At 58.4% G+C, this 24,367-nt stretch carries 26 protein-coding genes; 1 reads left to right on the top strand and 25 read right to left on the bottom strand.

All coding sequences use genetic code 11. The annotated features are described in order from the left end of the window. Positions 1 to 12 precede the first annotated feature (12 nt). The 18 genes from rplE to rpsL form a co-directional block, all read right to left on the bottom strand. Positions 13 to 573, bottom strand: a complete 561-nt coding sequence (rplE, locus tag PYR65_RS14745) for a 50S ribosomal protein L5 (protein ID WP_060638391.1) — start codon at positions 571 to 573, stop codon at positions 13 to 15. Continuing rightward, the gene (gene rplX / locus PYR65_RS14750) at positions 566 to 877 is read right to left on the bottom strand and encodes a 50S ribosomal protein L24 (RefSeq protein WP_060638392.1); all 312 of its coding nucleotides are present in this window, start codon (positions 875 to 877) and stop codon (positions 566 to 568) included. Before rplX ends, rplE begins: the two co-directional genes overlap by 8 nt. A gap of 12 nt (positions 878 to 889) precedes the next feature. Then, the gene (gene rplN, locus PYR65_RS14755) at positions 890 to 1,258 is read right to left on the bottom strand and encodes a 50S ribosomal protein L14 (protein WP_018328276.1); all 369 of its coding nucleotides are present in this window, start codon (positions 1,256 to 1,258) and stop codon (positions 890 to 892) included. A gap of 239 nt (positions 1,259 to 1,497) precedes the next feature. Then, the gene (rpsQ, locus tag PYR65_RS14760) at positions 1,498 to 1,734 is read right to left on the bottom strand and encodes a 30S ribosomal protein S17 (protein ID WP_060638393.1); all 237 of its coding nucleotides are present in this window, start codon (positions 1,732 to 1,734) and stop codon (positions 1,498 to 1,500) included. A 12-nt stretch (positions 1,735 to 1,746) separates the two neighbouring features. Continuing rightward, entirely contained in the window at positions 1,747 to 1,947 is a 201-nt protein-coding gene (gene rpmC / locus PYR65_RS14765; RefSeq protein WP_037100598.1) for a 50S ribosomal protein L29, read from the bottom strand. 13 nt (positions 1,948 to 1,960) lie between these two features. Continuing rightward, positions 1,961 to 2,374 (bottom strand): 50S ribosomal protein L16, encoded by a 414-nt coding sequence (gene rplP / locus PYR65_RS14770; RefSeq protein ID WP_018239489.1) that lies wholly within the window; start codon positions 2,372 to 2,374, stop codon positions 1,961 to 1,963. Positions 2,375 to 2,412: 38 nt separating this feature from the next. Further along, positions 2,413 to 3,126: a 30S ribosomal protein S3 gene (gene rpsC / locus PYR65_RS14775; protein ID WP_037100592.1), complete on the bottom strand. Its 714-nt coding sequence runs from the start codon at positions 3,124 to 3,126 to the stop codon at positions 2,413 to 2,415. Further along, entirely contained in the window at positions 3,126 to 3,515 is a 390-nt protein-coding gene (rplV, locus tag PYR65_RS14780) for a 50S ribosomal protein L22 (protein WP_018328280.1), read from the bottom strand. Before rplV ends, rpsC begins: the two co-directional genes overlap by 1 nt. Positions 3,516 to 3,517: 2 nt before the next feature. Next, positions 3,518 to 3,796, bottom strand: coding sequence for a 30S ribosomal protein S19 (rpsS, locus tag PYR65_RS14785; protein WP_037100590.1), 279 nt, complete (start codon positions 3,794 to 3,796; stop codon positions 3,518 to 3,520). Positions 3,797 to 3,811: 15 nt separating this feature from the next. Next, positions 3,812 to 4,648 carry a 50S ribosomal protein L2 gene (rplB, locus tag PYR65_RS14790; RefSeq protein ID WP_060638394.1) on the bottom strand — a complete coding sequence of 279 codons (837 nt, stop codon included), beginning with the start codon at positions 4,646 to 4,648 and terminating at the stop codon, positions 3,812 to 3,814. Between the two features lie 11 nt (positions 4,649 to 4,659). Next, a complete protein-coding gene (locus PYR65_RS14795) occupies positions 4,660 to 4,953 on the bottom strand; it encodes a 50S ribosomal protein L23 (RefSeq protein WP_060638395.1) in 294 nt (97 codons plus the stop codon). Beyond that, complete coding sequence (gene rplD / locus PYR65_RS14800) at positions 4,950 to 5,570, bottom strand: 50S ribosomal protein L4 (protein ID WP_060638396.1); 621 nt, start codon at positions 5,568 to 5,570, stop codon at positions 4,950 to 4,952. Before rplD ends, PYR65_RS14795 begins: the two co-directional genes overlap by 4 nt. Positions 5,571 to 5,582: 12 nt before the next feature. After that, positions 5,583 to 6,263 (bottom strand): 50S ribosomal protein L3, encoded by a 681-nt coding sequence (rplC, locus tag PYR65_RS14805; protein ID WP_060638397.1) that lies wholly within the window; start codon positions 6,261 to 6,263, stop codon positions 5,583 to 5,585. Between the two features lie 151 nt (positions 6,264 to 6,414). After that, positions 6,415 to 6,723 (bottom strand): 30S ribosomal protein S10, encoded by a 309-nt coding sequence (rpsJ, locus tag PYR65_RS14810; RefSeq protein ID WP_003507767.1) that lies wholly within the window; start codon positions 6,721 to 6,723, stop codon positions 6,415 to 6,417. Between the two features lie 292 nt (positions 6,724 to 7,015). Then, positions 7,016 to 8,191 (bottom strand): elongation factor Tu, encoded by a 1,176-nt coding sequence (tuf, locus tag PYR65_RS14815; RefSeq protein WP_276118530.1) that lies wholly within the window; start codon positions 8,189 to 8,191, stop codon positions 7,016 to 7,018. 68 nt (positions 8,192 to 8,259) lie between these two features. Then, on the bottom strand, positions 8,260 to 10,359 hold the full coding sequence (gene fusA, locus PYR65_RS14820; RefSeq protein WP_060636268.1) for an elongation factor G: 2,100 nt from the start codon (positions 10,357 to 10,359) through the stop codon (positions 8,260 to 8,262). A 30-nt stretch (positions 10,360 to 10,389) separates the two neighbouring features. Continuing rightward, on the bottom strand, positions 10,390 to 10,860 hold the full coding sequence (gene rpsG, locus PYR65_RS14825) for a 30S ribosomal protein S7 (protein ID WP_037133877.1): 471 nt from the start codon (positions 10,858 to 10,860) through the stop codon (positions 10,390 to 10,392). A gap of 78 nt (positions 10,861 to 10,938) precedes the next feature. Next, positions 10,939 to 11,310, bottom strand: a complete 372-nt coding sequence (rpsL, locus tag PYR65_RS14830) for a 30S ribosomal protein S12 (RefSeq protein WP_003507760.1) — start codon at positions 11,308 to 11,310, stop codon at positions 10,939 to 10,941. Between the two features lie 575 nt (positions 11,311 to 11,885). Between rpsL and PYR65_RS14835 the strand changes: the two genes are divergently transcribed. After that, positions 11,886 to 12,182 (top strand): hypothetical protein, encoded by a 297-nt coding sequence (locus PYR65_RS14835; protein ID WP_060636269.1) that lies wholly within the window; start codon positions 11,886 to 11,888, stop codon positions 12,180 to 12,182. 150 nt (positions 12,183 to 12,332) lie between these two features. On the opposite strand, the gene rpoC is transcribed toward PYR65_RS14835, so the two are convergent. From rpoC to nusG, 7 genes are all read right to left on the bottom strand, one after another. Continuing rightward, on the bottom strand, positions 12,333 to 16,541 hold the full coding sequence (gene rpoC / locus PYR65_RS14840; protein ID WP_276118531.1) for a DNA-directed RNA polymerase subunit beta': 4,209 nt from the start codon (positions 16,539 to 16,541) through the stop codon (positions 12,333 to 12,335). 186 nt (positions 16,542 to 16,727) lie between these two features. Beyond that, positions 16,728 to 20,873, bottom strand: a complete 4,146-nt coding sequence (rpoB, locus tag PYR65_RS14845; RefSeq protein WP_060636271.1) for a DNA-directed RNA polymerase subunit beta — start codon at positions 20,871 to 20,873, stop codon at positions 16,728 to 16,730. A gap of 268 nt (positions 20,874 to 21,141) precedes the next feature. Beyond that, positions 21,142 to 21,519, bottom strand: coding sequence for a 50S ribosomal protein L7/L12 (rplL, locus tag PYR65_RS14850; protein WP_060636272.1), 378 nt, complete (start codon positions 21,517 to 21,519; stop codon positions 21,142 to 21,144). A 57-nt stretch (positions 21,520 to 21,576) separates the two neighbouring features. Further along, positions 21,577 to 22,098, bottom strand: coding sequence for a 50S ribosomal protein L10 (rplJ, locus tag PYR65_RS14855; protein ID WP_037103356.1), 522 nt, complete (start codon positions 22,096 to 22,098; stop codon positions 21,577 to 21,579). A 331-nt stretch (positions 22,099 to 22,429) separates the two neighbouring features. Further along, the gene (gene rplA / locus PYR65_RS14860) at positions 22,430 to 23,128 is read right to left on the bottom strand and encodes a 50S ribosomal protein L1 (protein ID WP_060636273.1); all 699 of its coding nucleotides are present in this window, start codon (positions 23,126 to 23,128) and stop codon (positions 22,430 to 22,432) included. Between the two features lie 4 nt (positions 23,129 to 23,132). After that, positions 23,133 to 23,564 (bottom strand): 50S ribosomal protein L11, encoded by a 432-nt coding sequence (gene rplK / locus PYR65_RS14865; RefSeq protein WP_060636274.1) that lies wholly within the window; start codon positions 23,562 to 23,564, stop codon positions 23,133 to 23,135. Positions 23,565 to 23,836: 272 nt separating this feature from the next. Beyond that, on the bottom strand, positions 23,837 to 24,367 hold the full coding sequence (nusG, locus tag PYR65_RS14870) for a transcription termination/antitermination protein NusG (protein ID WP_060505015.1): 531 nt from the start codon (positions 24,365 to 24,367) through the stop codon (positions 23,837 to 23,839).

Consider the following 24,367-nt stretch of genomic DNA (forward strand, 5'->3'; position numbering starts at 1 on the left):
TGTCGTTACGGCTTACTGGCGAAACGGGAAGTTGAACTCTGTGAGCAGAGCGCGTGCTTCGTCGTCGTTCGTTGCCGTCGTGCAAACGATGATGTCCATGCCCCACATCTGATCAACCTTGTCGTAGTTGATCTCCGGGAACACAATGTGTTCCTTGACACCCATGGCGAAGTTGCCACGGCCGTCAAAGCTCTTCGGATTCAGGCCGCGGAAATCTCGAACGCGCGGCAGCGCGATGTTGATCAGGCGGTCCAGGAATTCGTACATGCGAACGCCGCGCAGGGTAACCTTTGCGCCGATCGGCATGCCTTCGCGCAGCTTGAAGCCGGCGATGGAGGTGCGGGCCTTGGTGATGACCGGCTTCTGGCCGGCAATCGCTGCGAGGTCTGCTGCAGCAACCGTTGGCTTCTTCGAGTCAGCCGTCGATTCACCAACACCCATGTTGATCACGATCTTGTCGAGGCGCGGGATCTGCATGACGTTTGCGTAGGAGAACTTCTCCTGCATCGCCTTGGAGATACGCTCGACATATTCGGTCTTGAGCCGCGGCTCATACTTCTTGGTGTCAGCCATCGATCGACACTCCCGAACGCTTTGCAACGCGAACCTTCTTGTCGCCATCGATCTTGAAACCGACGCGGGTCGGCTTGCCGTCCTGCGGATCGGCGATCGCGAGATTCGACAGATGAATCGACGCTTCCTTGTTGATGATACCGGCTTCCTGGGCCTGGGTCTGGCGCTGGTGACGCTTCACCATGTTCACGCCACGCACAACGGCCCGGTCTTCCTTCGGCAGAACCTGGAGAACTTCTCCGGAACGGCCCTTGTCCTTGCCGGTCAATACGACGACTTTGTCGCCCTTGCGAATCTTTTGCATCTCAATCGCTCCTTACAGTACTTCTGGAGCCAGCGAGATGATCTTCATGTGGTTCTTGGCGCGAAGTTCGCGCGGAACCGGTCCGAAGATACGGGTGCCGATCGGCTCTTTCTTGTTGTCGATAAGAACAGCTGCGTTGTTATCGAACCGGATGACGCTGCCGTCGGGACGACGGATGTCCTTGGCTGTGCGAACGACAACCGCCTTCATCACATCACCCTTCTTGACGCGGCCGCGCGGAATAGCTTCCTTGATCGAAACGACGATAATGTCGCCGACCGAAGCGTACTTGCGCTTGGAGCCGCCCAGCACCTTGATGCACATGACACGACGTGCGCCGGAATTATCCGCCACGTCGAGGTTTGTTTGCATCTGAATCATGTCAGGTCGCCTTCTTGTTGTGACCGGACCGGTTGGGCCAACCTCATCAGATTGAGGGCCCCCTGTTCCAGCTTCTAAATTTCTGTTCTCGCGCGGGATCGATCGTTGCCAGGGTGGTTTCCTGAAACAGGACCTTCCGTGCGCTCAAAGCAAAAGAACGCTCGTAGTCGAGCGTCCTTGCGCTGCTTCATACAGATTTTCGCAGCCGACGCAAGGGCCGGATGCGAAACTCTTAAGAATTAGGCCTGAACGGTAACCACTGTCCAGGTCTTGTCCTTGGAAATCGGCGCGCATTCCTCGATGGAAACCTGATCGCCGACCTTGTACTGGTTGTTCTCGTCATGCGCCTTGTACTTCTTGGACCGGCGAACGGTCTTCTGGAAGATCGGGTGCGCGAAACGACGTTCGACACGGACCACGACGGTCTTATCGTTCTTGTCGCTGACGACTGTGCCCTGCAGAATGCGTTTTGGCATATTCTTAGTTCCTTAAGCCTTGGCTTCTGCCGCCTTCTGGCGGGCAATGGTTTTGACGCGCGCAATATCCTTGCGGACTTCATTGATGCGCGACGACTTTTCGAGCTGGCCTGTGGCCTTCTGGAAGCGCAGGTTGAACTGCTCTTTCTTCAGCTTGGCAAGCTCTTCGTTGAGCTGATCGGCGCTGAGCGCGCGGACGGTATCGGCTTTCATTGGGCTTTACTCCTTACTCTGCAATGCGCTGAACGAAGCGCGTCTTGACAGAGAGTTTCGCAGCACCAAGGCGAAGCGCCTCACGGGCGAGTTCTTCGCTGACGCCGTCGATTTCGAACATCATTCGGCCGGGCTTGACCTTGCAAGCCCAATATTCAACCGAACCCTTACCTTTACCCATGCGGACTTCGGTCGGCTTTGCCGTGACCGGTACGTCTGGGAATACGCGGATCCATACGCGGCCGGCACGTTTCATGTGACGGGTGATCGCGCGGCGGGCCGCTTCGATCTCGCGTGCGTTTACGCGGTTCGGCTCCTGAGACTTCAGGCCGAATTCACCGAAAGCAAGGTCGGAACCGCCCTTGGCAACGCCCTTGATGCGTCCCTTGAACTGCTTGCGGTACTTAGTGCGCTTTGGCTGCAACATTTTTTTAATTCTCCGATATTAGCTGCCAGGAACGACTGTTACGCGTTTTCGCGACGACGGTTGTTGCTGCTGGGGCCCTGGGCATCTGCCTCGGACGAACGACGCTCGGAAGCCATCGGATCGTGTTCGAGGATTTCGCCCTTAAAGATCCAGACCTTGATGCCGCAGATACCGAAAGCGGTCTTGGCTTCAGCCACACCGTAGTCGATGTCGGCGCGAAGCGTGTGCAACGGCACGCGGCCTTCACGATACCATTCGGTACGCGCGATTTCAGCACCGCCGAGACGGCCACCGCAGGTGATCTTGATGCCTTCGGCGCCAAGACGCATTGCGGACTGAACGGCACGCTTCATCGCACGGCGGAAAGCCACGCGGCGTTCGAGCTGCTGAGCGATCGACTGGGCGACGAGCGTCGAGTCAACTTCCGGCTTGCGCACTTCAACGATGTTGAGGTGCGTTTCCGACTTGGTCATCTCGCCGATCTTCTTGCGCAGCTTTTCGATGTCTGCGCCCTTCTTGCCGATGATCAGGCCCGGGCGAGCCGAGTGGATCGTGACGCGGCACTTCTTGTGCGGACGCTCGATGACCACCTTGGCGATACCGGCCTGCTTCAGCTCTTCCATAACGTAGGCACGGATCTTCAGGTCTTCGTGAAGAAGCTGACCGTATTCTGCGTTGTCGGCGAACCAACGGCTATCCCAGGTACGGTTGATGCCGAGGCGGAAGCCAACTGGATTGATCTTCTGACCCATTATGCGGCCTCCCCTTTAGCTTCGACTTCGCGAACAACGATCGTCAGATGCGCGAAAGGCTTTTCGATACGCGATGCACGGCCACGGCCACGAGCGTGGAAACGCTTCATGACGATGGACTTGCCAACGTAAGCTTCGGCAACGATCAGGCTGTCGACGTCGAGATCGTGGTTGTTTTCTGCGTTAGCGATCGCAGATTCCAACGTCTTCTTGACAGTGTCCGAGATCCGCTTACGCGAGAACTCGAGTTCGGCCAGAGCCCGGTCGACCTTCTTGCCGCGGATCATCGCAGCTACCAGGTTGAGCTTCTGGGGGCTGACGCGGATCGTGCGCGCGATTGCCTGCGCCTCGTTATCCTTCAGCCGGCGTTCGGCTTTTGCCTTGCCCATAATTACTTCCTCTTTGCCTTCTTGTCCGCACCGTGACCGTAATAGGTCCGGGTCGGAGAGAATTCACCGAACTTGTGGCCGATCATGTCTTCGTTGACACTGACCGGAACATGCTTGCTGCCATTGTAGACGCCGAACGTGAGACCGACGAACTGCGGCAGGATCGTGGAGCGACGGCTCCACATCTTGATCACTTCGTTGCGGCCGCCTTCACGAACCTTCTCAGCCTTCTTGAGAAGATAGCCGTCAACAAACGGACCTTTCCATACTGAACGAGTCATTGGAGACTTCCTCTCTTACTTCTTACGCTGATGACGCGAGCGCATGATGAACTTGTCGGTCGACTTGTTCGAGCGCGTACGCTTGCCCTTGGTGGGCTTACCCCATGGCGAAACTGGATGACGGCCACCCGAGGTGCGGCCTTCACCACCGCCGTGCGGATGGTCAACAGGGTTCATGACGACGCCGCGAACGTGCGGACGCTTGCCACGCCAAACCGAACGACCGGCCTTGCCGTCGTTGATGTTGCCGTGATCGGGATTGGAGACTGCACCGACCGTTGCAAGGCAGGAGCCGTGCACCAGGCGCTGTTCGCCAGACGACAGGCGAAGGATCGCCATGCCCTGGTCGCGGCCAACCAGCTGAACGTAGGCGCCAGCAGAGCGAGCGATCTGACCGCCCTTGCCCGGCTTCATCTCGACGTTGTGAACGATCGAACCAACCGGCATGTACTGAAGCGGCATGGTGTTGCCCGGCTTCACGTCAACCTGCTTTTCCGAAGCGATCACCTTGTCGCCGGCAGCAAGGCGCTGCGGAGCGATGATATAGGCTTGTTCGCCGTCCGCATAGTCGATCAGCGCGATGAACGCCGTGCGGTTCGGGTCGTATTCGAGGCGTGCAACCGTGCCTTCGACGTCGAACTTGCGACGCTTGAAGTCGATCAGACGGTAGGTACGCTTGTGACCACCGCCCTGGAAACGCACAGTGATGCGGCCAGTGTTGTTACGTCCGCCCTTGGAGGACAGGCCTTCGGTCAGCGACTTGACCGGCTTGCCCTTGTGCAGGCCGGACCGGTCGACGATGACCAGCTGGCGCTGGCTCGGGGTGGTCGGATTGAAACTTTTCAATGCCATTGTTCTATTCCTCAGAGTCCGGTGGAGACGTCGATGGTCTGACCGTCAGCGAGCGTGACGATAGCCTTCTTGACGTCCTTTTGCCGGCCCGCGAAGCCGCGGAAGCGCTTCAGCTTGCCCTTGCGGACCAGCGTGTTCACAGCCGTAACCTTGACGCCGAACAGTGCTTCGATCGCAGCCTTGATTTCAGGCTTCGACGCACCCTTGGCGACGTTGAAGATGACCTGGTTCTGTTCAGAAACCAGCGACGACTTTTCGGTGATCGACGGAGCGAGGATCACATCATAGTGGCGAAGGTCAGTCATTTGAACCGCTCCTCAAGAGCTTCAACTGCTGCTTTGGACAGGACGAGCTTGCCGCGGCGCAGAATGTCATAAACGTTGATGCCCTGCACCGGCAGAACGTCCACATTCGGGATGTTCTGAGCTGCGAGCTTGAAATTGCTGTCGAGTTCGGCGCCGCCGATGAACAGCACGTTGGTCAGGCCGAGCGTTGCGAATGCGCCGGTCAGCACCTTCGTCTTGGCTTCGGTTGCAACCAGGCTGTCAACGATGATCAGCTCTTCGGCACGCAGCTTGGCAGACAGCGCATGGCGCAGGCCGAGAGCACGTACCTTCTTGGGCAGGTCATGGGCGTGGCTGCGAACAACCGGGCCGTGAGCCTTACCACCGCCGCGGAACTGCGGAGCACGAGCCGAATGGTGACGAGCGCGGCCCGTACCCTTCTGCTTGAACATCTTGGCGCCGGTGCGTGCGATTTCTGCACGACCCTTGGCCTTGTGCGTACCCTGCTGCTTCTTGGCAAGCTGCCAGCGAACGACGCGGGCAATGATATCTTCGCGCGGCTCGAGGCCGAAAATCGCGTCGGACAGGGAAACCTTACCGGCCTCTTTGCCCTCGAGTGTGGTGACGTTGAGATCCATGATCTGGCCCCCTTACTTGGCTGCGCGCACAGCGGCAGGACGCGGAGCGTCAGCCGGAGTGCCGGACTTGATGGCGTCGCGAACGACGATCCATGCGCCCTTGGAGCCGGGTACGGCGCCCTTGACGAGGATCAGACCGCGGTCTTCATCGGTGGAGACCACTTCCAGGTTCTGGGTGGTGATGCGTGTCTGACCCATGTGGCCAGCCATGCGCTTACCCTTCCAGACGCGGCCCGGATCCTGGTTGGAACCAGTCGAACCATGCGAACGGTGCGAGACGGACACGCCGTGCGTTGCACGCAGACCGCCGAAGTTATGGCGCTTCATGGCACCGGCAAAACCCTTACCGGCAGATGTACCGGTAACGTCGACCAGCTGGCCGGCGACGAAATGGTTTGCAGTGAGCTCAGCGCCGACGTCGATCAGATTGTCCGACGAAACGCGGAATTCAACTACCTTGGCCTTCGGCTCTACGCTGGCGGCAGCGAACTGGCCACGCAACGGCTTGCTCGTGTTCTTGACTTTAGCCTGGCCAGCACCGAGCTGAACTGCGGTGTAGCCATTCTTGTCTTCTGTGCGATGGGCAACAACTTGTACGTTTTCCATCCGCAATACTGTAACTGGGATGTGCTCACCAGCGTCGTTATAGACGCGGGTCATCCCAATCTTCTGTGCAATCACACCTGAACGCATTGGTTCATTCCTCTTAAGAGTTAGCCACGGAGAAGACCCCGTTGCATCTCTGGTTTAAGGTCTCCCCTCATCACCCGGCCCTATGGCCGCAAGATTGGGGTCGCCCGTTTTTGGAAGCCGTTGGACCGAAATCCACGTACCTTCCTTGTTTTTAAAGCTTGATTTCCACGTCTACGCCGGCAGCGAGGTCGAGCTTCATCAGCGCGTCAACAGTCTGGGGCGTAGGATCGACGATATCGAGAAGGCGCTTGTGGGTGCGCATCTCGAACTGTTCACGGCTCTTCTTATCGACGTGGGGCGAGCGGTTGACAGTAAACTTTTCAATCCGGGTAGGAAGCGGCACCGGACCACGAACCGAAGCGCCTGTGCGCTTGGCCGTCGAAACGATTTCCCGCGTGGAGGCATCAAGAATCCGGTGATCAAACGCCTTGAGGCGGATACGGATATTCTGGCCGTTCATTCGAGTTATCCTTGTTGTTGTTAGCGAATGCCACAGATGAGGCAGTTCGTTAGTCGTTTCCGGGTGCTGATGCTTCAAAGAGCCCAAAGAGCAAATCGCTCTCTGTCCGTTTCTGCAATTCGACCCGCCACATATACGGAATCGGCGTCCGACACAATGACCGAACGCCCACGAAAGCACGTTTTTTCGCGCTTCCGTCAATTCGAGAGGCATACACCTTCAGGTGCAGGCTTCGACCAGCAAATATTCAGGAAAGCGGCACACTAAGTGCCGCTTTCCAACCGAGTAAAACTTACTCGACGATCGAGGCTACGATACCAGCACCGACGGTACGGCCGCCTTCGCGGATCGCGAAGCGCAGCTTTTCTTCCATCGCGATCGGAACGATCAGCTCAACGGCAACGGTGACGTTGTCGCCAGGCATAACCATTTCCGTGCCTTCCGGAAGCGACACGATGCCGGTCACGTCCGTCGTGCGGAAGTAGAACTGCGGACGGTAGTTGGTGAAGAACGGTGTATGACGGCCGCCTTCTTCCTTCGTCAGGATGTAGGCTTCAGCCATGAACTTCTTGTGCGGCTTGACCGAACCCGGCTTGCACAGGATCTGGCCACGCTCAACGCCGTCACGGGTAACGCCGCGAACGAGAGCACCGATGTTGTCGCCGGCCTGGCCCTGATCGAGCAGCTTGCGGAACATTTCAACGCCGGTCACGGTCGTCTTGGATGTGGCGCGGATGCCGACGATTTCGACTTCTTCGCCAACCTTGACAATACCACGCTCGACGCGGCCGGTCACAACCGTACCACGGCCCGAGATCGAGAATACGTCTTCGATTGGCATCAGGAACGGCATGTTGATCGGACGCTCAGGCGTCGGGATGTAGGCGTCAACAGCAGCCATCAGCTCGCGGATCGCGTCTTCGCCGATCTTCTTGTCGGAATCTTCAAGTGCGGCCAGAGCCGAACCCTTGATGATCGGGATGTCGTCGCCCGGGAAGTCGTACATCGACAGCAGCTCGCGAACTTCCAGCTCAACGAGCTCGAGCAGTTCAGCGTCGTCAACCTGGTCGACCTTGTTCAAGAACACGACGATCGCCGGAACGCCAACCTGACGGGCAAGCAGGATGTGCTCGCGGGTCTGCGGCATCGGGCCGTCGGCAGCCGAGCAAACCAGGATCGCGCCGTCCATCTGCGCAGCACCGGTGATCATGTTCTTGACGTAGTCGGCGTGGCCGGGGCAGTCAACGTGGGCATAGTGACGGGCAGGCGTTTCATATTCGACGTGCGCCGTCGAGATGGTGATGCCGCGGGCCTTTTCTTCCGGCGCTGCGTCGATCTGGTCATACGCCTTGTATTCGCCGAAATACTTCGTGATCGCTGCCGTCAGCGACGTCTTGCCATGGTCGACGTGGCCGATCGTGCCAATGTTAACGTGCGGCTTATTGCGCTCAAATTTGCTCTTTGCCATTTCCGGCTCTCCGTTTTGTAACCCCGAGGGGGTATTCTCTTGTTTCTGTCAGCTAGCGTAGGCTCCGGTCACTTCTGACCGGAGTACTTCGCCTGGATTTCCTGTGCCACGTTCGAAGGAACCGGCGCATAGTGATCGAAGGTCATCGTGTACTGTGCACGGCCCTGGCTCATCGAGCGCAGGTTGTCCACGTACTTGAACATGTTGGCCAGCGGCACGTTGGCATTGATCACGACGGCGATGCCGCGCGATTCCTGGCCCTGGATCTGACCGCGACGCGAGTTCAGATCGCCGATAACGTCACCGACGTAATCTTCCGGCGTCACGACTTCGACCTTCATCATCGGCTCAAGCAACTGAGCGCCGGCCTTCTTGGCTGCTTCACGGAAGCAGGCACGCGAAGCGATTTCGAAGGCGAGGACCGAGGAGTCGACGTCATGGAATGCGCCGTCGATCAGGGTTGCCTTGACGCCGAGCATCGGGAAGCCAGCCAGCGGACCGGAAGACAGGACACTTTCGATGCCCTTCTGGACGCCGGGGATGTATTCCTTCGGGATCGAGCCGCCAACGATCTTGGATTCGAACTTGAAGTCGTCGCCTTCTTCGTTCGGTTCGAAGATGATCTTGACGCGCGCGAACTGGCCGGTACCACCGGACTGCTTCTTGTGCGTGTAGTCTTCTTCGTGACGCTTCGTGATCGACTCACGGTAAGCAACCTGCGGCGCGCCGACGGTGGCTTCAACCTTGAATTCGCGGCGCATGCGGTCGACGAGAATGTCGAGGTGGAGTTCACCCATGCCGGCGATGATCGTCTGACCGGATTCTTCATCCGTCTTGACGCGGAACGAAGGATCTTCAGCAGCCAGGCGGTTGAGCGCGAGGCCCATCTTTTCCTGGTCGCCCTTGGTCTTCGGCTCGATGGCGATCTGGATGACCGGCTCGGGGAATTCCATGCGCTCGAGGATAACCTGGTTCAGCGGATCGCAGAGCGTGTCGCCGGTGGTGGTTTCCTTGAGGCCTGCGAGAGCCACGATGTCGCCGGCAAAGGCTTCTTCGATGTCTTCACGCGAGTTGGAATGCATCTGCAGCATGCGGCCGACGCGTTCGCGCTTTTCCTTGACCGTGTTCATGACCGACGTGCCCTTGGTGAGCTTGCCGGAATAGATGCGGGCGAAGGTGAGCGAACCGACGAAGGGGTCGTTCATGATCTTGAACGCAAGCATCGAAAGCGGCTCTTCATCGGACGGATGACGCTCGATTTCAGCTTCGGTCTTGACGTCGATGCCCTTGATCGACGGAATGTCGAGCGGCGACGGCAGGTAATCGCAGACGGCGTCGAGCAACGGCTGAACGCCCTTGTTCTTGAAGGCCGTACCGCAGAACATCGGGTGGAACTTCACGTCGATAGTGCCGCGGCGAACCAGTGCACGGATCTGATCATTGTCGGGCATGACGCCGTTCAAGTAGTTTTCCATGGCGACTTCGTCGATATCGACAACGGTCTCGATGAGGAGTTCGCGGTACTGGTCCGCCTTTTCCTTCATGTCATCCGGGATTTCGACAACGTCCCACTGTGCGCCGAGCGATTCGTCGCGCCAGATGAGCGCGTTCATCTCGATCAGATCGATAACACCCTTGAAGTCGCTTTCAGCGCCGATCGGCAGCTGCATGACAACAGCGATGGCACCAAGACGGGTCTTGATCATCTCGACCGAGCGGTAGAAGTCCGCGCCGGTCTTGTCCATCTTGTTGCAGAAGATCATCCGCGGAACGTTGTACTTTTCAGCCTGACGCCAGACGGTTTCCGTCTGCGGCTCAACACCGGCATTGGCGTCGAGCAGAGCGATCGCACCGTCGAGAACGCGCAGCGAACGCTCGACTTCGATGGTGAAGTCAACGTGGCCGGGAGTGTCGATGATGTTGAAGCGGCGCATCTTGCCATCGCGACCCTTCCAGTAGGTCGTCGTGGCAGCGGACGTGATGGTGATACCGCGTTCCTGCTCCTGCTCCATCCAGTCCATGGTGGCAGCGCCGTCATGAACTTCACCGATCTTGTGCGACTTGCCGGTGTAGTAGAGAATCCGCTCGGTGGTCGTGGTCTTGCCGGCGTCGATATGCGCCATGATACCAAAATTGCGGTAGTCTTCGATTTTATATTCGCGAGCCATAATGACTGCCTTTCGAAAATTGTACGTCGATTACCAGCGATAATGCGAGAATGCACGGTTGGCGTCAGCCATCTTGTGCGTGTCTTCGCGCTTCTTCACGGCACTGCCACGGTTGTTTGCAGCGTCCATGAGTTCGCCGCAGAGGCGATCGATCATGGTGGTTTCGTTGCGCTTGCGGGCAGCAGCGATCAGCCAGCGGATGGCAAGAGCCTGACGGCGCTCGGGACGGACATCGACCGGAACCTGGTAGGTTGCACCACCGACGCGGCGCGAACGAACTTCGACGTGCGGAGCGATGTTGTCGAGAGCGGAATGGAACACGGTGACCGGCTCCTGCTTCAGCTTGCCCTGGACCAGATCGAACGCACCGTAAACGATGTTTTCAGCAACCGACTTCTTACCATGAAGCATGATAGCATTCATGAACTTGGTGACGACCAGATCGCCGAACTTCGGGTCCGGATTGATCTCGCGCTTTTCTGCACTATGACGACGTGACATACTTTTGTCTCTCAACTTTGAACGGGCGCCTTAACACGCGGAGAACCTCGCGCAGCGCCTTAAATTGTGGAACCCGAATTACTTCGGACGCTTTGCACCATACTTCGAACGGCGCTGCTTACGGTTCTTGACACCCTGGGTATCGAGAACGCCACGGATGATGTGGTAGCGAACGCCCGGCAAGTCCTTGACGCGGCCGCCGCGGATCATGACCACGGAGTGTTCCTGAAGGTTGTGACCTTCGCCCGGAATGTAGCCGATGACTTCGAAGCCGTTGGTGAGGCGGATCTTGGCAACCTTACGCAGAGCCGAGTTCGGCTTCTTCGGGGTCGTCGTGTAAACGCGTGTGCAAACGCCACGCTTCTGCGGGTTTTCCTGCAGGGCAGGAACCTTGTTGCGCTTTACCTGTGCCTGACGCGGCTTGCGGATCAGCTGGTTTACGGTAGGCATATAACCATCCCTTACAAATTCTGTCTCAATACCCTTGCGGGCGGATCAATGCCGTCGCCGGCGGTTTCGAACGCTATAAATGCGCAAAACGAGGACCGATCCGCCTTTCGGCAGATGGCCCGCAAAAAGCAGAGGACACCAGTATTTTCAGCGTCTTGCGTGCAGCATTTTGGTCTTCAGCGTGCGTTTCGAACCTTGTTTGAGGCGAACTCCAGAACGAGACGTTCCGAACCAGCCAGCCTCACATAGGCTCCGATGGGGCGGGGTGTACTGATTTCGGGGTGTCGCGTCAAGGGGAGTTAACAATTATTCTTGGGCCGGCAAGGCTGACATGCCTGCAAAACAAGGCTTTTGCGGCCAAACGGCTACCGGCTGCGGCTGGCGCGGGCCGGAATCGTCAGAGCGTCCCCTTCAACTTAAAGAATCATAAAGCAATTCCACAATTGGGCAAGGCACATCGGGAATCGCCTCCCCTGCCCGTGACGATTCGTCGTGGAGCGGTGTTTTTTCCGGCGCGCTCCGCTGCAATCCGCTGTAAAGTCGTTTTCACTTATCTTTCGAAAGAGGAAATAGCCATGACTGCCATCCCCGACAATGACAACAATCTCGACGGACCGATGATCTTCATCATCATCGGCAAGGCCTATGAGAAGGATGGCGATGAAGAAGGCGTCGATATCCACGTGATGCTGCGCGCACCCGATGACGACACCGCCGTGCGCGAAGCCTTGAACGCGCTCGCCGAAGAAGGTTTCCTGGAAGCCGACCTCGACCAGATCGGCACGCTGACCGATGTGCCCAACGACGAGCCGCATGCCTCCGCCTACCAGGGAGCGCTTAGCGGCGAAGTGGCGATCATCAAGTTCGGCTGAACACGGCTGACAGGGTAAACCTGGCTGAAAACACAATGCAAAAAGCCGCCCGGATCGATCCGGGCGGCTTTTTCTATGGGAGGCCAATTCAAGAGCAGGCCAAATCAGTGGCAGGACGGGGGCGGCAGAACCGCCCTCGCCTCTTCAGCCTTATTCGGCTGCTGCTTCTTCCTTGGCTGCCATGTCGGCAAGCATCGGTGTAGCAGAATCTGCACCCGTTCCCTTGCGGCGCTCTTCGAGGATCATCTCGTCGCGCGCGGTCGCAATGCGGCGGATCTGGGTCATCGTGCCACCGGTACCGGCCGGGATCAAGCGGCCGACGATGACATTTTCCTTCAGACCCTGCAGACCGTCGGTCTTGCCGGCGATCGCAGCTTCCGTCAGCACCTTGGTCGTTTCCTGGAAGGATGCGGCCGAGATGAAGGACGGTGTCTGCAGCGATGCCTTGGTGATGCCGAGCAGGACCGGATCGCCGTAAGCCGGCTTCTTGCCCTGTTCGATCAGCTGATCGTTGACATCTTCCAGTTCGATACGGTCGACACTGTCGCCAACGATATAGGTACTGTCACCGGCGTCGGTGACTTCCACCTTCTGCAGCATCTGGCGAACGATCACCTCGATGTGCTTGTCGTTGATCACAACGCCCTGCAGACGGTAGACTTCCTGGATTTCGTTCACCAGGTAGGAAGCGAGTGCCTCCACGCCCTTGATCGCCAGGATGTCGTGCGGTGCCGGGTTACCGTCGAGGATGTAGTCACCCTTTTCGATATAGTCGCCATCCTGAAGATGGAAGGGCTTGCCCTTCGGGATCAGGTACTCGACCGGCTCCACACCGTCTTCCGCAGGCTCGATCAGCACGCGGCGCTTGTTCTTGTAGTCGCGGCCAAACCGGATCGTACCATCGATTTCGGCGATGATCGCGTGATCCTTCGGACGGCGCGCTTCGAAGAGTTCGGCAACGCGCGGCAGACCACCGGTGATGTCCTTCGTCTTGGCGCTTTCCAGCGGCGAACGGGCAAGCACGTCACCCTGGGAGACCTTGGTGCCCGGCTCGACCGACAGAATGGCATCGACCGAAAGCATGAAGCGGGCGTCGCCACCACGCGACAGCTTCATGACTGCGCCGTTCTTGTCCTTGATGACGATTGCCGGCTTCAGGTCGATACCGCGCGGCGTTGAACGCCAATCGATAACCTGACGCTTGGTGATGCCGGTCGCTTCGTCGGTCGCTTCCAGAACGGAGATACCATCGACGATATCTTCGAAATGAACCGTACCTTCGACTTCCGTCATCATCGGGCGTGTGTAGGGGTCCCACTCGGCCAGACGCTGGCCGCGCTTTACCTTGTCACCGTCATCGACGAAGATCTTCGAACCATAGGCGACACGCTGCGAGGAACGCTCGACACCACGTTCGTCGAGGATCTGGACCGCCATGTTACGGCCCATTGCGACGAGAACATTTTCCGAGTTGCGCAGCATGTTGCGGTTCTTGATCTGGATCGTACCTTCATACGACGCTTCCAGGAACGAGCTGTCCACCACAGTTGCCGTGCCACCCAAGTGGAACGTACGCATGGTAAGCTGCGTGCCCGGTTCACCGATCGACTGCGCAGCGATAACGCCGACCGCTTCACCCATGTTGACAGGGGTACCGCGGGCAAGGTCACGGCCGTAGCAGACGCCGCAGACACCGGTCTGGATTTCGCAGGTCAGTGCCGAGCGAATACGGATCGACTGGATGCCAGCCTTTTCGATTTCGACGACATCGGCCTCGAGGATCATCCGGCCGGCATCGACGATACGGTCACCGGTGATCGGGTGATCGATATGGTCGAGAGCCGTTCGGCCGAGAACACGGGCACCGATGGAGGCAACGACCTGACCGGCATCGACGATGGCGGTCATGGTGAGGCCGGTTTCGGTACCGCAATCCACCGAGTTGACGATGCAATCCTGCGCGACGTCAACGAGACGGCGTGTCAGGTAACCGGAGTTGGCCGTCTTCAAGGCGGTGTCTGCGAGACCCTTACGGGCACCGTGGGTCGAGTTGAAGTACTCGTTAACGGTCAGGCCTTCCTTGAAGTTCGAGATGATCGGCGTCTCGATGATTTCACCCGACGGCTTGGCCATCAGGCCGCGCATGCCGCCCAGCTGACGCATCTGGTTCGGAGAACCACGGGCGCCGGAGTGCGACATCATGTAGATGGCGTTCATCGGCTTTTGACGGCCGTTATCGTCGAACTCGACAGCCTTAATGCGGGCCATCATGTCTTCGGCGACCTTGTCGGTTGCCTTGCCCCAGGCGTCGACAACCTTGTTGTACTTTTCGCCCTGGGTGATCAGGCCGTCATTGTACTGCTGTTCGTATTCCTTCACCAGGCTTTCGGTGTCACCGACGATCTTGGCCTTGGTATCCGGAATGACCATGTCGTCCTTGCCGAACGAAATGCCGGCGCGGCAGGCATGGGCAAAGCCGAGCTGCATGATACGGTCGCAGAAAATGACCGTGTCCTTCTGGCCGCAGTGACGGTAGACCGTGTCGATCATCTTGGAGATGTTCTTCTTGGTCAGTTCCTGGTTGCAGACGTCGAACGGCACGTTGGCGTTCTTCGGCAGAAGTTCGCCGATGAGCATACGGCCAGGCGTGGTTTCATAGATCTTCGAAACCGGCTTGCCTTCGGCATCGACGGTCTTGAAGCGGCCACGGATCTTGGCATGCAGCGTCACCGACTTGGTTTCAAGCGCGTGATGCAACTCGCCGAGATCGGAGAAGGCCATGCCTTCGCCCGGCTCGTTCTGGTTCAGGATCGACAGATAGTAGAGACCCAGAACCATGTCCTGCGAGGGAACGATGATCGGTGCGCCGTTTGCCGGGTGCAGGATGTTGTTGGTCGACATCATCAGGACGCGGGCTTCCAGCTGCGCTTCCAGCGACAGCGGAACGTGAACGGCCATCTGGTCACCGTCGAAGTCGGCGTTGAAGGCCGTGCAGACGAGCGGATGCAGCTGGATAGCCTTGCCTTCGACCAGGGTCGGTTCGAAGGCCTGGATGCCCAGGCGGTGGAGCGTCGGCGCACGGTTCAGGAGAACCGGATGCTCGCGGATGACCTCGTCGAGGATATCCCAGACTTCCGGCTTTTCCTTTTCAACCAGCTTCTTGGCCTGCTTGACGGTCGAGGAATAACCCTTGGCGTCGAGGCGGGCGTAGATGAACGGCTTGAACAGTTCGAGCGCCATTTTCTTCGGCAGGCCGCACTGGTGCAGCTTCAGTTCCGGACCGGTCACGATGACCGAACGGCCGGAATAGTCGACGCGCTTGCCGAGAAGGTTCTGACGGAAGCGGCCCTGCTTGCCCTTGAGCATGTCGGACAGCGACTTCAGCGGACGCTTGTTGGCACCGGTGATGACGCGGCCACGGCGGCCGTTGTCGAACAGGGCGTCAACGGATTCCTGCAGCATGCGCTTTTCATTGCGGATAATAATGCCAGGCGCACGCAGCTCGATCAGGCGCTTCAAACGGTTGTTCCGGTTGATGACGCGGCGATAGAGATCGTTGAGGTCGGACGTCGCGAAACGGCCGCCATCCAGCGGAACCAGCGGACGCAGGTCCGGCGGGATCACGGGAACGACCTTCATGATCATCCATTCCGGGCGGTTGCCGGATTCCATGAAGTTCTCGACGATCTTCAGGCGCTTCATCAGCTTCTTCTGCTTCAGCTCGGACGTGGTATCAGCCATTTCCGCGCGCAGATCGCCGGCGATCTTCTCGAGGTTCATCGAAGCCAGCATCTCGTAGATGGCTTCAGCACCGATCATCGCTGTGAACTGATCTTCGCCGAACTCGTCGACGGCGATCATGTATTCCTCTTCCGAGAGAAGCTGATTTTCCTTGAGGGAAGTCAGGCCCGGCTCGGTGACGATGTAGTTTTCGAAATAGAGGACGCGCTCGATATCCTTCAGCGTCATGTCGAGCAGCGTTGCGATGCGGCTCGGCAGGGACTTCAGGAACCAGATATGGGCGACGGGAGCTGCAAGCTCGATATGGCCCATGCGCTCACGGCGAACGCGCGACAACGTCACTTCGACGCCGCACTTTTCGCAGATGATGCCCTTGTACTTCATACGCTTGTACTTGCCGCACAGGCACTCATAGTCCTTGATCGGGCCAAAGATGCGCGCGCAGAACAGGCCGTCGCGTTCCGGCTTGAACGTACGGTAGTTGATGGTTTCCGGCTTCTTGATCTCACCGTAGGACCAGGAGAGAATCTTCTCCGGCGACGCAATCGAAATCCGGATGGAATCGAAGGTCTGCGCAGGCACCTGCGGATTGAAAAGGTTCATGACCTCTTGGTTCATGCCTATCTCCTTTATGGGCTATCGCCCTGAGCTTGGCAGAGAGCACGGCAATCCCGGGCGCCGGCTTTCTGCACGAAACGGATAAAACCGCATAAAATGCGGCCGCATTTCCTACCCTGTCTCATCAACGCGAGACCGGGTGGAAACGGTGCGCGCCGCCTTTTCAAGCGGCACGCACCTTGATGTTTACTCGGCCGCGTCCGGCAGCTGCTGGTTTGCCGCATTGAGTTCGTCGAGCTTGGAATTCTCCAGTTCGACGGAGAGACCCAACGAGCGCATTTCCTTGACGAGAACGTTGAAGCTCTCGGGAATACCCGCCTCGAAAGTGTCGTCGCCACGGACGATCGCCTCATAGACCTTGGTACGCCCGGCCACGTCGTCGGACTTCACCGTCAGCATTTCCTGCAGGGTGTAGGCGGCGCCGTAAGCTTCCAGAGCCCAGACTTCCATTTCCCCGAAGCGCTGACCGCCGAACTGCGCCTTACCACCGAGCGGCTGCTGGGTGACGAGCGAGTAAGGACCGATCGAACGGGCGTGGATCTTGTCGTCCACAAGGTGGTTCAGCTTCAGCATGTAGATGTAGCCAACCGTGACCTGGCGGTCGAACTGATCGCCTGTACGGCCATCATAGAGCGTCGATTGACCGGTGACCTTCAGGCCTGCCTGTTCCAGCATCTCGTTGACGTCGGCTTCGACAGCACCGTCAAAGACCGGCGTTGCGATCGACACGCCGCGGCGGGTCTGCTCGGCCAGACGGACGATCGATTCGTCGTCATAGTCCTTGATCGGCTCGCCCTTCGGACCGGAACCGATGACGCTGTCGATGACATCGCGCAGCGGCTGGATCTCGGACCCTGCCTTGTAGGCATCGAGCATGGCACCGATCTTCTTGCCCATGCCGGCGCAGGCCCAACCCAGATGGGTTTCCAGGATCTGGCCGACGTTCATGCGCGAGGGCACGCCGAGCGGGTTCAAGACGACGTCAACATGCGTACCGTCTTCCAGGAACGGCATGTCTTCGATCGGCACGATGCGTGAAACCACACCCTTGTTGCCGTGACGGCCGGCCATCTTGTCGCCTGGCTGGATCTTGCGCTTCACAGCGACGAAGACCTTGACCATCTTCATGACGCCCGGAGGCATTTCATCGCCGCGCTGGACCTTTTCGACCTTGTCCATGAAGCGATGCTCAAGCAGCGACTTGGATTCGTCGTACTGGCCACGCAGAGCTTCGACTTCGCCCTGAGCCTTTTCGTCTTCCGTCGCAAACATCCACCACTGCGAGCGGGGATATTCGGAGATGACGGCGTTGGAAAGCTCGGTGCCCTTCTTGAAGCCCTTGGGGCCGGCAACGGCGACCTGACCGCGCAGCATGTCGAGGAGACGCGAGTAGACGTTGCGATCGAGGATCGCCTGTTCGTCGTCGCGGTCCTTGGCAAGACGCTCGATCTCTTCCCGCTCGATCGCCATCGCACGCTCGTCTTTTTCCACGCCATGGCGGTTGAAGACGCGCACTTCGACGATGGTGCCGAAGGTGCCCGGAGGCATGCGCATGGAGGTGTCGCGAACGTCGGAGGCCTTTTCACCGAAGATGGCGCGCAGAAGCTTTTCTTCCGGCGTCATCGGGCTTTCGCCCTTCGGCGTGATCTTGCCGACCAGAATGTCGCCAGGAGCCACTTCCGCACCGATATAGACGATACCGGCTTCGTCGAGGTTCTTCAGCGCTTCTTCCGAAACGTTTGGAATATCGCGGGTGATTTCTTCCGGACCAAGCTTGGTGTCGCGCGCCATCACTTCGAATTCTTCGATGTGGATGGAGGTGAACACGTCATCGCGAACGATGCGCTCGGACAGAAGGATCGAGTCCTCGTAGTTGTAGCCGTTCCACGGCATGAACGCGACAAGCGCGTTGCGGCCGAGAGCCAGGTCACCGAGATCGGTCGAAGGACCGTCAGCGATGATGTCGCCCTTGTTCAGAATGTCACCGACGGTGACCAGCGGGCGCTGGTTGACGCAGGTGTTCTGGTTGGAACGCTGGAACTTCTGCAGGCGGTAGATGTCAACGCCGGACTTGCCGGCCTGGAGATCTTCCGTCGCACGGATAACGATACGGGTCGCGTCGACCTGGTCGACCACGCCGCCACGGCGGGCTGCAATAGCAGCGCCGGAATCGCGGGCAACGATCGGTTCCATGCCGGTTCCGACGAACGGGGCTTCCGCACGCAGCAGAGGCACGGCCTGACGCTGCATGTTGGAGCCCATGAGCGCGCGGTTGGCGTCGTCGTTTTCCAGGAACGGGATGAGCGCTGCCGCCACAGACACGAGCTGCTTTGGCGAAACGTCCATCAGGTTCACGATGTCGCGCGGTGCGAGCATAACGTCGCCAGCGTGACGGCAAACAACGAATTCCTCGACGAAGGACTGGTCCTCGTTAAGTTCGGAGTTGGCCTGCGCCACGTGATACTTGGCCTCTTCCATCGCCGACAGATAGACGACATCCTTGGTCACCTTACCGTCGATGATCTTACGGTAAGGGCTTTCGATGAAGCCGTACTTGTTGACGCGGGCAAAGGTCGCCAGCGAGTTGATCAGACCGATGTTCGGGCCTTCCGGCGTTTCGATCGGGCAGATACGGCCGTAATGGGTCGGGTGAACGTCGCGGACTTCGAAGCCTGCGCGTTCGCGCGTCAGACCGCCCGGTCCAAGAGCCGAAAGACGGCGCTTGTGGGTGATTTCCGACAGCGGATTGACCTGGTCCATGAACTGCGACAGCTGCGAGGAACCGAAGAACTCGCGAACAGCGGCGGCAGCCGGCTTGGCGTTGATCAGGTCCTGCGGCATGACGGTGTCGATTTCGATCGACGACATGCGTTCCTTGATCGCACGCTCCATGCGCAGCAAGCCGAGGCGGTACTGATTTTCCATCAGTTCGCCGACGGAGCGCACACGGCGGTTGCCAAGGTTGTCGATATCGTCGATTTCGCCCTTGCCGTCGCGCAGGTCAACGAGCATCCGGACGACAGCCAGGATGTCTTCCTTGCGCAGGATACGAACGGTATCGGCAGCATCCACATCCAGACGCATGTTCATCTTGACGCGGCCAACGGCCGAGAGGTCGTAACGCTCCGCATCGAAGAACAGCGTGTTGAACATGGCTTCAGCCGAATCCATGGTCGGCGGCTCGCCGGGACGCATGACGCGGTAGATGTCGAACAGCGCATCCTGACGGTTTTCGTTCTTGTCGACCGAAAGCGTGTTGCGGATGTAGGCGCCGACATTGATATGGTCGATATCGAGGATCGGGATTTCGTCGAAGCCAGCCGTCAGGATGACGCCCAGCGTCTTCTCGTCGATTTCATCGCCTGCTTCGAGGAAGATTTCCCCCGTCGTCGGATTGACCAGATCTTCGGCAAGGAAGTTGCCGTAGAGTTCGTCGTCGGTCGCCTTGATGGCCTTGAGGCCCTTTTCCGTCAGCGTCTTCAACAGGCGCGGCGTCAGCTTCTTGCCGGATTCAACGACCACTTCGCCGGTGTCGGCGTCGATCAGGTCGGACAGAGCCTTCTGGCCCTTGAGAACGTCCGGCTGGAACGGAATCCGCCAGCCCTTGCCGTCGCGCTGATAGAGCGACTTCGTGTAGAAGGTCTCGAGGATTTCCTCACCGTCCATGCCGAGCGCCATCAGAAGCGACGTCACCGGGATCTTGCGGCGGCGGTCGATACGGGCGTGCACAACGTCCTTGGCATCGAATTCGATGTCGAGCCAGGAACCGCGATACGGGATGACACGGGCAGCAAACAGAAGCTTGCCCGAGGAATGGCTCTTGCCCTTGTCATGGTCGAAGAACACGCCCGGCGAACGGTGCATCTGCGAAACGATAACGCGTTCCGTGCCGTTGACGATGAACGTCCCGTTATTGGTCATGAGCGGCATGTCGCCCATGTAAACGTTCTGTTCCTTGATGTCCTTGATGGACTTGGCGCCCGTATCCTCATCAATATCGAACACGATCAGGCGCAGCGTCACCTTCAGCGGCGCTGCGTAGGTCAGATCGCGCTGACGGCATTCTTCAACGTCGAACTTCGGCTGTTCGAACTCGTAGGACACGAATTCGAGCATGGAAGCGCCGGAGAAATCGGTGATCGGGAAAACCGACTTGAAAACAGACTGGAGACCCTCATCTGGACGGCCGCCCTGCGGCTCGTCAACCATGAGGAACTGGTCGTAGGATGCCTTTTGAACCTCGATGAGGTTCGGCATTTCTGCGACTTCGGGAATTTTACCAAAAAACTTGCGTACGCGCCTACGACCATTGAAAGAAAGGGTCTGAGCCATCGTCGCTCCTTCAAATTTTGCATCCGGGCCTGCAACGGACGGGAACCGATGGCCAGTCGATCCCGTCAATCAATGGGTTGTTCAATCTCGTCCAACCCCCAAAAACGCTCAGCGCGGATTGCTGTGCTGTTCCTGGTTCGGGACTATCCTCTTGAAGAACCCATTACCCAAAAGCCGTTTTCAATGGGCTTTTGGGTAATATGTTCAGAAAGCGGTCAAAGAGAGGCGGCCATTTTCACGGCCACCTCCCCTTTAAAAACAAGCAGAATTACTTGACGTCAACCTTGGCGCCAGCGTCTTCGAGCTTCTTCTTGAGATCAGCGGCTTCAGCCTTGGAAACGCCTTCCTTGACAGCCTTCGGAGCGGCTTCAACGAGGTCCTTGGCTTCCTTCAGGCCGAGGCCTGTGATCGCGCGGACTTCCTTGATGACGTTGATCTTGTTTGCGCCGGCATCTGCGAGGATGACGTCGAACTCGGTCTTTTCTTCTTCAACAGCAGCAGCAGCGCCAGCGCCGCCGGCAGCAGCAACAGCGACCGGTGCAGCAGCGGAAACGCCCCACTTTTCTTCAAGAAGCTTCGACAGTTCTGCAGCTTCCAGAACGGTCAACGAGGAGAGGTCTTCAACGATCTTAGAGAGATCAGCCATTTTTTAGTTCCTTTTATTCGGTTCGAACTTGGTTTGATACAACAACGAAAAACCGCCTTATGCGGCTTCTTCGTCCTTCTTGGCGTAGGCCGCGAACACGCGGGCAAGCTGGCTTGCCGGTGCTGCAACAACCGATGCGATACGCGTTGCCGGGGTCTGAATCATACCCAGCAGCTTTGCACGCAGCTCGTCCAGCGACGGCAGGGTCGCAAGCGACTTGACTGCATCCGCGGACAGCGTGGTTGCGCCCATGGCGCCACCCAGAACAACGATCTTGTCGTTGGTCTTGGCGAAGTCCATGAGAACCTTTGGAGCCGTGATCGGGTCGGCGCTGAATGCTACCAGCGTCTGACCCTTGAAGAGATTGGACATCCCTTCGGCTTCCGTACCCTGAAGGGCGATCTTGGCCAGGCGGTTCTTCGCGACTTTGACGGTGCCGCCAGCAGCGCGCATCTTCGAACGGAAGTCGTTCATCTGTGCGACTGTGACACCAGCATAGTGGGCCACGACAACCGAACCGGCGCCCTTGAAGGACTCGTTCAGCTCCGTGACGAATTCGCGTTTTTCCGCTCTTTCCACTGCCTATCTCCAGTTGACTGGACCGTAAAATACGGGACCAGTCGGTTTGCCTTTGCCACAAGGGATCAAAGCTGATCCCAAGCGACGCTCGAGGATCCTGTCCCCTGCGCGTTCCCGTTTAACCGGGTCCGGCACAAGGCAAGCCGAGGTTCGAACCGAATTTCCACACTTGCGTGCGTCAAATGAAATTCGGGACTCACCCATCTCATGCAGGCTTAAGTGATTAAGGGATAACCACCTGCAATCTCGGACAGGAGTTCCGGGTTTGATCCCGGAATTTCCGGCTCCAAAGAGCCGGAAATCTGTGACCGGACAAAAGTCCGGATAAATTTTAAGCTGCGCTAACCGTCGACGGATCGATCTTGACGCCCGGACCCATGGTCGAGGAAATCGCGACACGCTTGACGTAGTTGCCCTTGGCGCCAGCCGGCTTTGCCTTGATGACCGCATCAGCGAAAGCGCGGATGTTTTCTTCAAGAGCAGCAGCATCAAACGATGCCTTGCCGATGCCGGCGTGAACGATACCGGCCTTTTCGACGCGGAACTCGACAGCGCCGCCCTTCGATGCCTTGACAGCACCGGCGACGTCCATGGTGACGGTTCCGACCTTCGGGTTCGGCATCATGCCGCGCGGGCCGAGGACCTTGCCGAGACGGCCGACGAGCGGCATCATGTCCGGAGTGGCGATGCAGCGATCGAAATCGATCTTGCCGCTCTGAACGATATCGACCAGGTCTTCCGCGCCGACGATGTCTGCGCCAGCAGCCTTGGCTTCATCAGCCTTGGCGCCACGTGCGAACACGGCAACGCGAACGTCGCGGCCTGTGCCGTTCGGCAGGTTGACAACGCCGCGGACCATCTGGTCGGCGTGGCGCGGGTCAACGCCGAGGTTCATCGCAACTTCGATGGTCTCGTCGAACTTGGCGATGGCGCGAGCCTTCACCAGGGTGATGGCTTCGGACAAAGCAACGAGCTTCGTCGGATCAATGCCTTCGCGGGTCTTCTGTACGCGCTTTGCAATCTTTGTCATGGTCTCAACCTGCCACTTCCAGGCCCATGGAGCGGGCCGAGCCCTCAACCATTGCCATTGCGCCTTCGATATCAGCCGCGTTCAGATCCTTCATCTTGGCTTCAGCGATCTTGCGAACCTGATCCTTGGTGAGGGTACCGGCCTTGGCGCCCTTGCCAGGCGTCTTGGAACCGGATGTCAGCTTTGCTTCCTTCTTCAGGAAGTAGCTGACTGGCGGCTGCTTCATGATGAAGGTGAAGGACTTGTCCTGGTAGTAGGTGATGACGACCGGGATCGGCATGCCCTTTTCCAGTTCCTGCGTGGCGGCATTGAACGCCTTGCAGAATTCCATGATGTTTACGCCACGCTGACCAAGCGCCGGGCCGATTGGCGGGGACGGGTTTGCCGATCCTGCCTTGACCTGAAGCTTGAGCTGGCCTGCAACTTTCTTAGCCATTTCTCTCTGCCTTTATGGTTTTCCCGGTGTCCCTGCCCGCCAATATGCGAACCGGACCCGGAAACGTTACAACCGGTTTCCCGGCTTCTCATGCCGTCCCTCTTGAAAGAACGGCGGCTGCGGTTGCGTGGTGCGGACTTGACCGGTCCGGCTAAGACCGGTGTCCTTCCACGCGCTTTGCGGGTTAACCCCGCATTTGCCGGATGCATGATCCGGCAAAACCAAAAGAAAGCCGCGCGACCGAATGAATCCGGCGCTGCAGCCTTCAGAAATCAGACTTTCTCGACCTGAGCGTACTCAAGATCTACAGGCGTTGCGCGGCCGAAGATGGACACTTCAACCTTGAGGCGCGACCGCTCCTCGTCAACGTCCTGCACGATACCGTTGAACGACGCAAACGGACCGTCGGAAACACGCACCTGCTCGCCGACCTCAAACGAGATCGAGGGCTTGGGACGATCGACACCATCCTGAACCTGGCCGAGAATGCGCTCTGCTTCAAAGTCAGGGATCGGAACCGGCTTGTTGTCGGAACCGAGGAAACCCGTGACCTTGGGTGTATTCTTGATGAGGTGATAGGCCTCATCCGTCAGGTTGGCGCGCACCAGCACGTAACCTGGGAAAAACTTGCGCTCGGCATCGACCTTGCGGCCACGGCGAACTTCGACGACCTTTTCGGTCGGAACGAGAATCTTTTCAAACAGATGGCTCAGGCCCTTCTGTTTGGCTTTCTCCTCGATCGATTCAGCCACCTTCTTCTCGAAATTCGAGTAGGCGTGAACGATGTACCAACGCGCTGCCAT

This window comes from Pararhizobium qamdonense (genome assembly GCF_029277445.1).
Taxonomy (GTDB): Bacteria; Pseudomonadota; Alphaproteobacteria; order Rhizobiales; family Rhizobiaceae; genus Pararhizobium; species Pararhizobium qamdonense.

Bases quoted from the DNA above. Each gene is read 5' to 3' on its own strand.
- rplE (WP_060638391.1), bottom strand. From the start codon at position 573: ATGGCTGACACCAAGAAGTATGAGCCGCGGCTCAAGACCGAATATGTC.
- rplX (WP_060638392.1), bottom strand. From the start codon at position 877: ATGCAAAAGATTCGCAAGGGCGACAAAGTCGTCGTATTGACCGGCAAG.
- rplN (WP_018328276.1), bottom strand. From the start codon at position 1,258: ATGATTCAGATGCAAACAAACCTCGACGTGGCGGATAATTCCGGCGCA.
- rpsQ (WP_060638393.1), bottom strand. From the start codon at position 1,734: ATGCCAAAACGCATTCTGCAGGGCACAGTCGTCAGCGACAAGAACGAT.
- rpmC (WP_037100598.1), bottom strand. From the start codon at position 1,947: ATGAAAGCCGATACCGTCCGCGCGCTCAGCGCCGATCAGCTCAACGAA.
- rplP (WP_018239489.1), bottom strand. From the start codon at position 2,374: ATGTTGCAGCCAAAGCGCACTAAGTACCGCAAGCAGTTCAAGGGACGC.
- rpsC (WP_037100592.1), bottom strand. From the start codon at position 3,126: ATGGGTCAGAAGATCAATCCAGTTGGCTTCCGCCTCGGCATCAACCGT.
- rplV (WP_018328280.1), bottom strand. From the start codon at position 3,515: ATGGGCAAGGCAAAAGCCGAACGCCGGCTGAAGGATAACGAGGCGCAG.
- rpsS (WP_037100590.1), bottom strand. From the start codon at position 3,796: ATGACTCGTTCAGTATGGAAAGGTCCGTTTGTTGACGGCTATCTTCTC.
- rplB (WP_060638394.1), bottom strand. From the start codon at position 4,648: ATGGCATTGAAAAGTTTCAATCCGACCACCCCGAGCCAGCGCCAGCTG.
- PYR65_RS14795 (WP_060638395.1), bottom strand. From the start codon at position 4,953: ATGACTGACCTTCGCCACTATGATGTGATCCTCGCTCCGTCGATCACC.
- rplD (WP_060638396.1), bottom strand. From the start codon at position 5,570: ATGGATCTCAACGTCACCACACTCGAGGGCAAAGAGGCCGGTAAGGTT.
- rplC (WP_060638397.1), bottom strand. From the start codon at position 6,263: ATGCGTTCAGGTGTGATTGCACAGAAGATTGGGATGACCCGCGTCTAT.
- rpsJ (WP_003507767.1), bottom strand. From the start codon at position 6,723: ATGAACGGCCAGAATATCCGTATCCGCCTCAAGGCGTTTGATCACCGG.
- tuf (WP_276118530.1), bottom strand. From the start codon at position 8,191: ATGGCAAAGAGCAAATTTGAGCGCAATAAGCCGCACGTTAACATTGGC.
- fusA (WP_060636268.1), bottom strand. From the start codon at position 10,359: ATGGCTCGCGAATATAAAATCGAAGACTACCGCAATTTTGGTATCATG.
- rpsG (WP_037133877.1), bottom strand. From the start codon at position 10,860: ATGTCACGTCGTCATAGTGCAGAAAAGCGCGAGATCAATCCGGACCCG.
- rpsL (WP_003507760.1), bottom strand. From the start codon at position 11,310: ATGCCTACCGTAAACCAGCTGATCCGCAAGCCGCGTCAGGCACAGGTA.
- PYR65_RS14835 (WP_060636269.1), top strand. From the start codon at position 11,886: ATGACTGCCATCCCCGACAATGACAACAATCTCGACGGACCGATGATC.
- rpoC (WP_276118531.1), bottom strand. From the start codon at position 16,541: ATGAACCAAGAGGTCATGAACCTTTTCAATCCGCAGGTGCCTGCGCAG.
- rpoB (WP_060636271.1), bottom strand. From the start codon at position 20,873: ATGGCTCAGACCCTTTCTTTCAATGGTCGTAGGCGCGTACGCAAGTTT.
- rplL (WP_060636272.1), bottom strand. From the start codon at position 21,519: ATGGCTGATCTCTCTAAGATCGTTGAAGACCTCTCCTCGTTGACCGTT.
- rplA (WP_060636273.1), bottom strand. From the start codon at position 23,128: ATGACAAAGATTGCAAAGCGCGTACAGAAGACCCGCGAAGGCATTGAT.
- rplK (WP_060636274.1), bottom strand. From the start codon at position 23,564: ATGGCTAAGAAAGTTGCAGGCCAGCTCAAGCTTCAGGTCAAGGCAGGA.
- nusG (WP_060505015.1), bottom strand. From the start codon at position 24,367: ATGGCAGCGCGTTGGTACATCGTTCACGCCTACTCGAATTTCGAGAAG.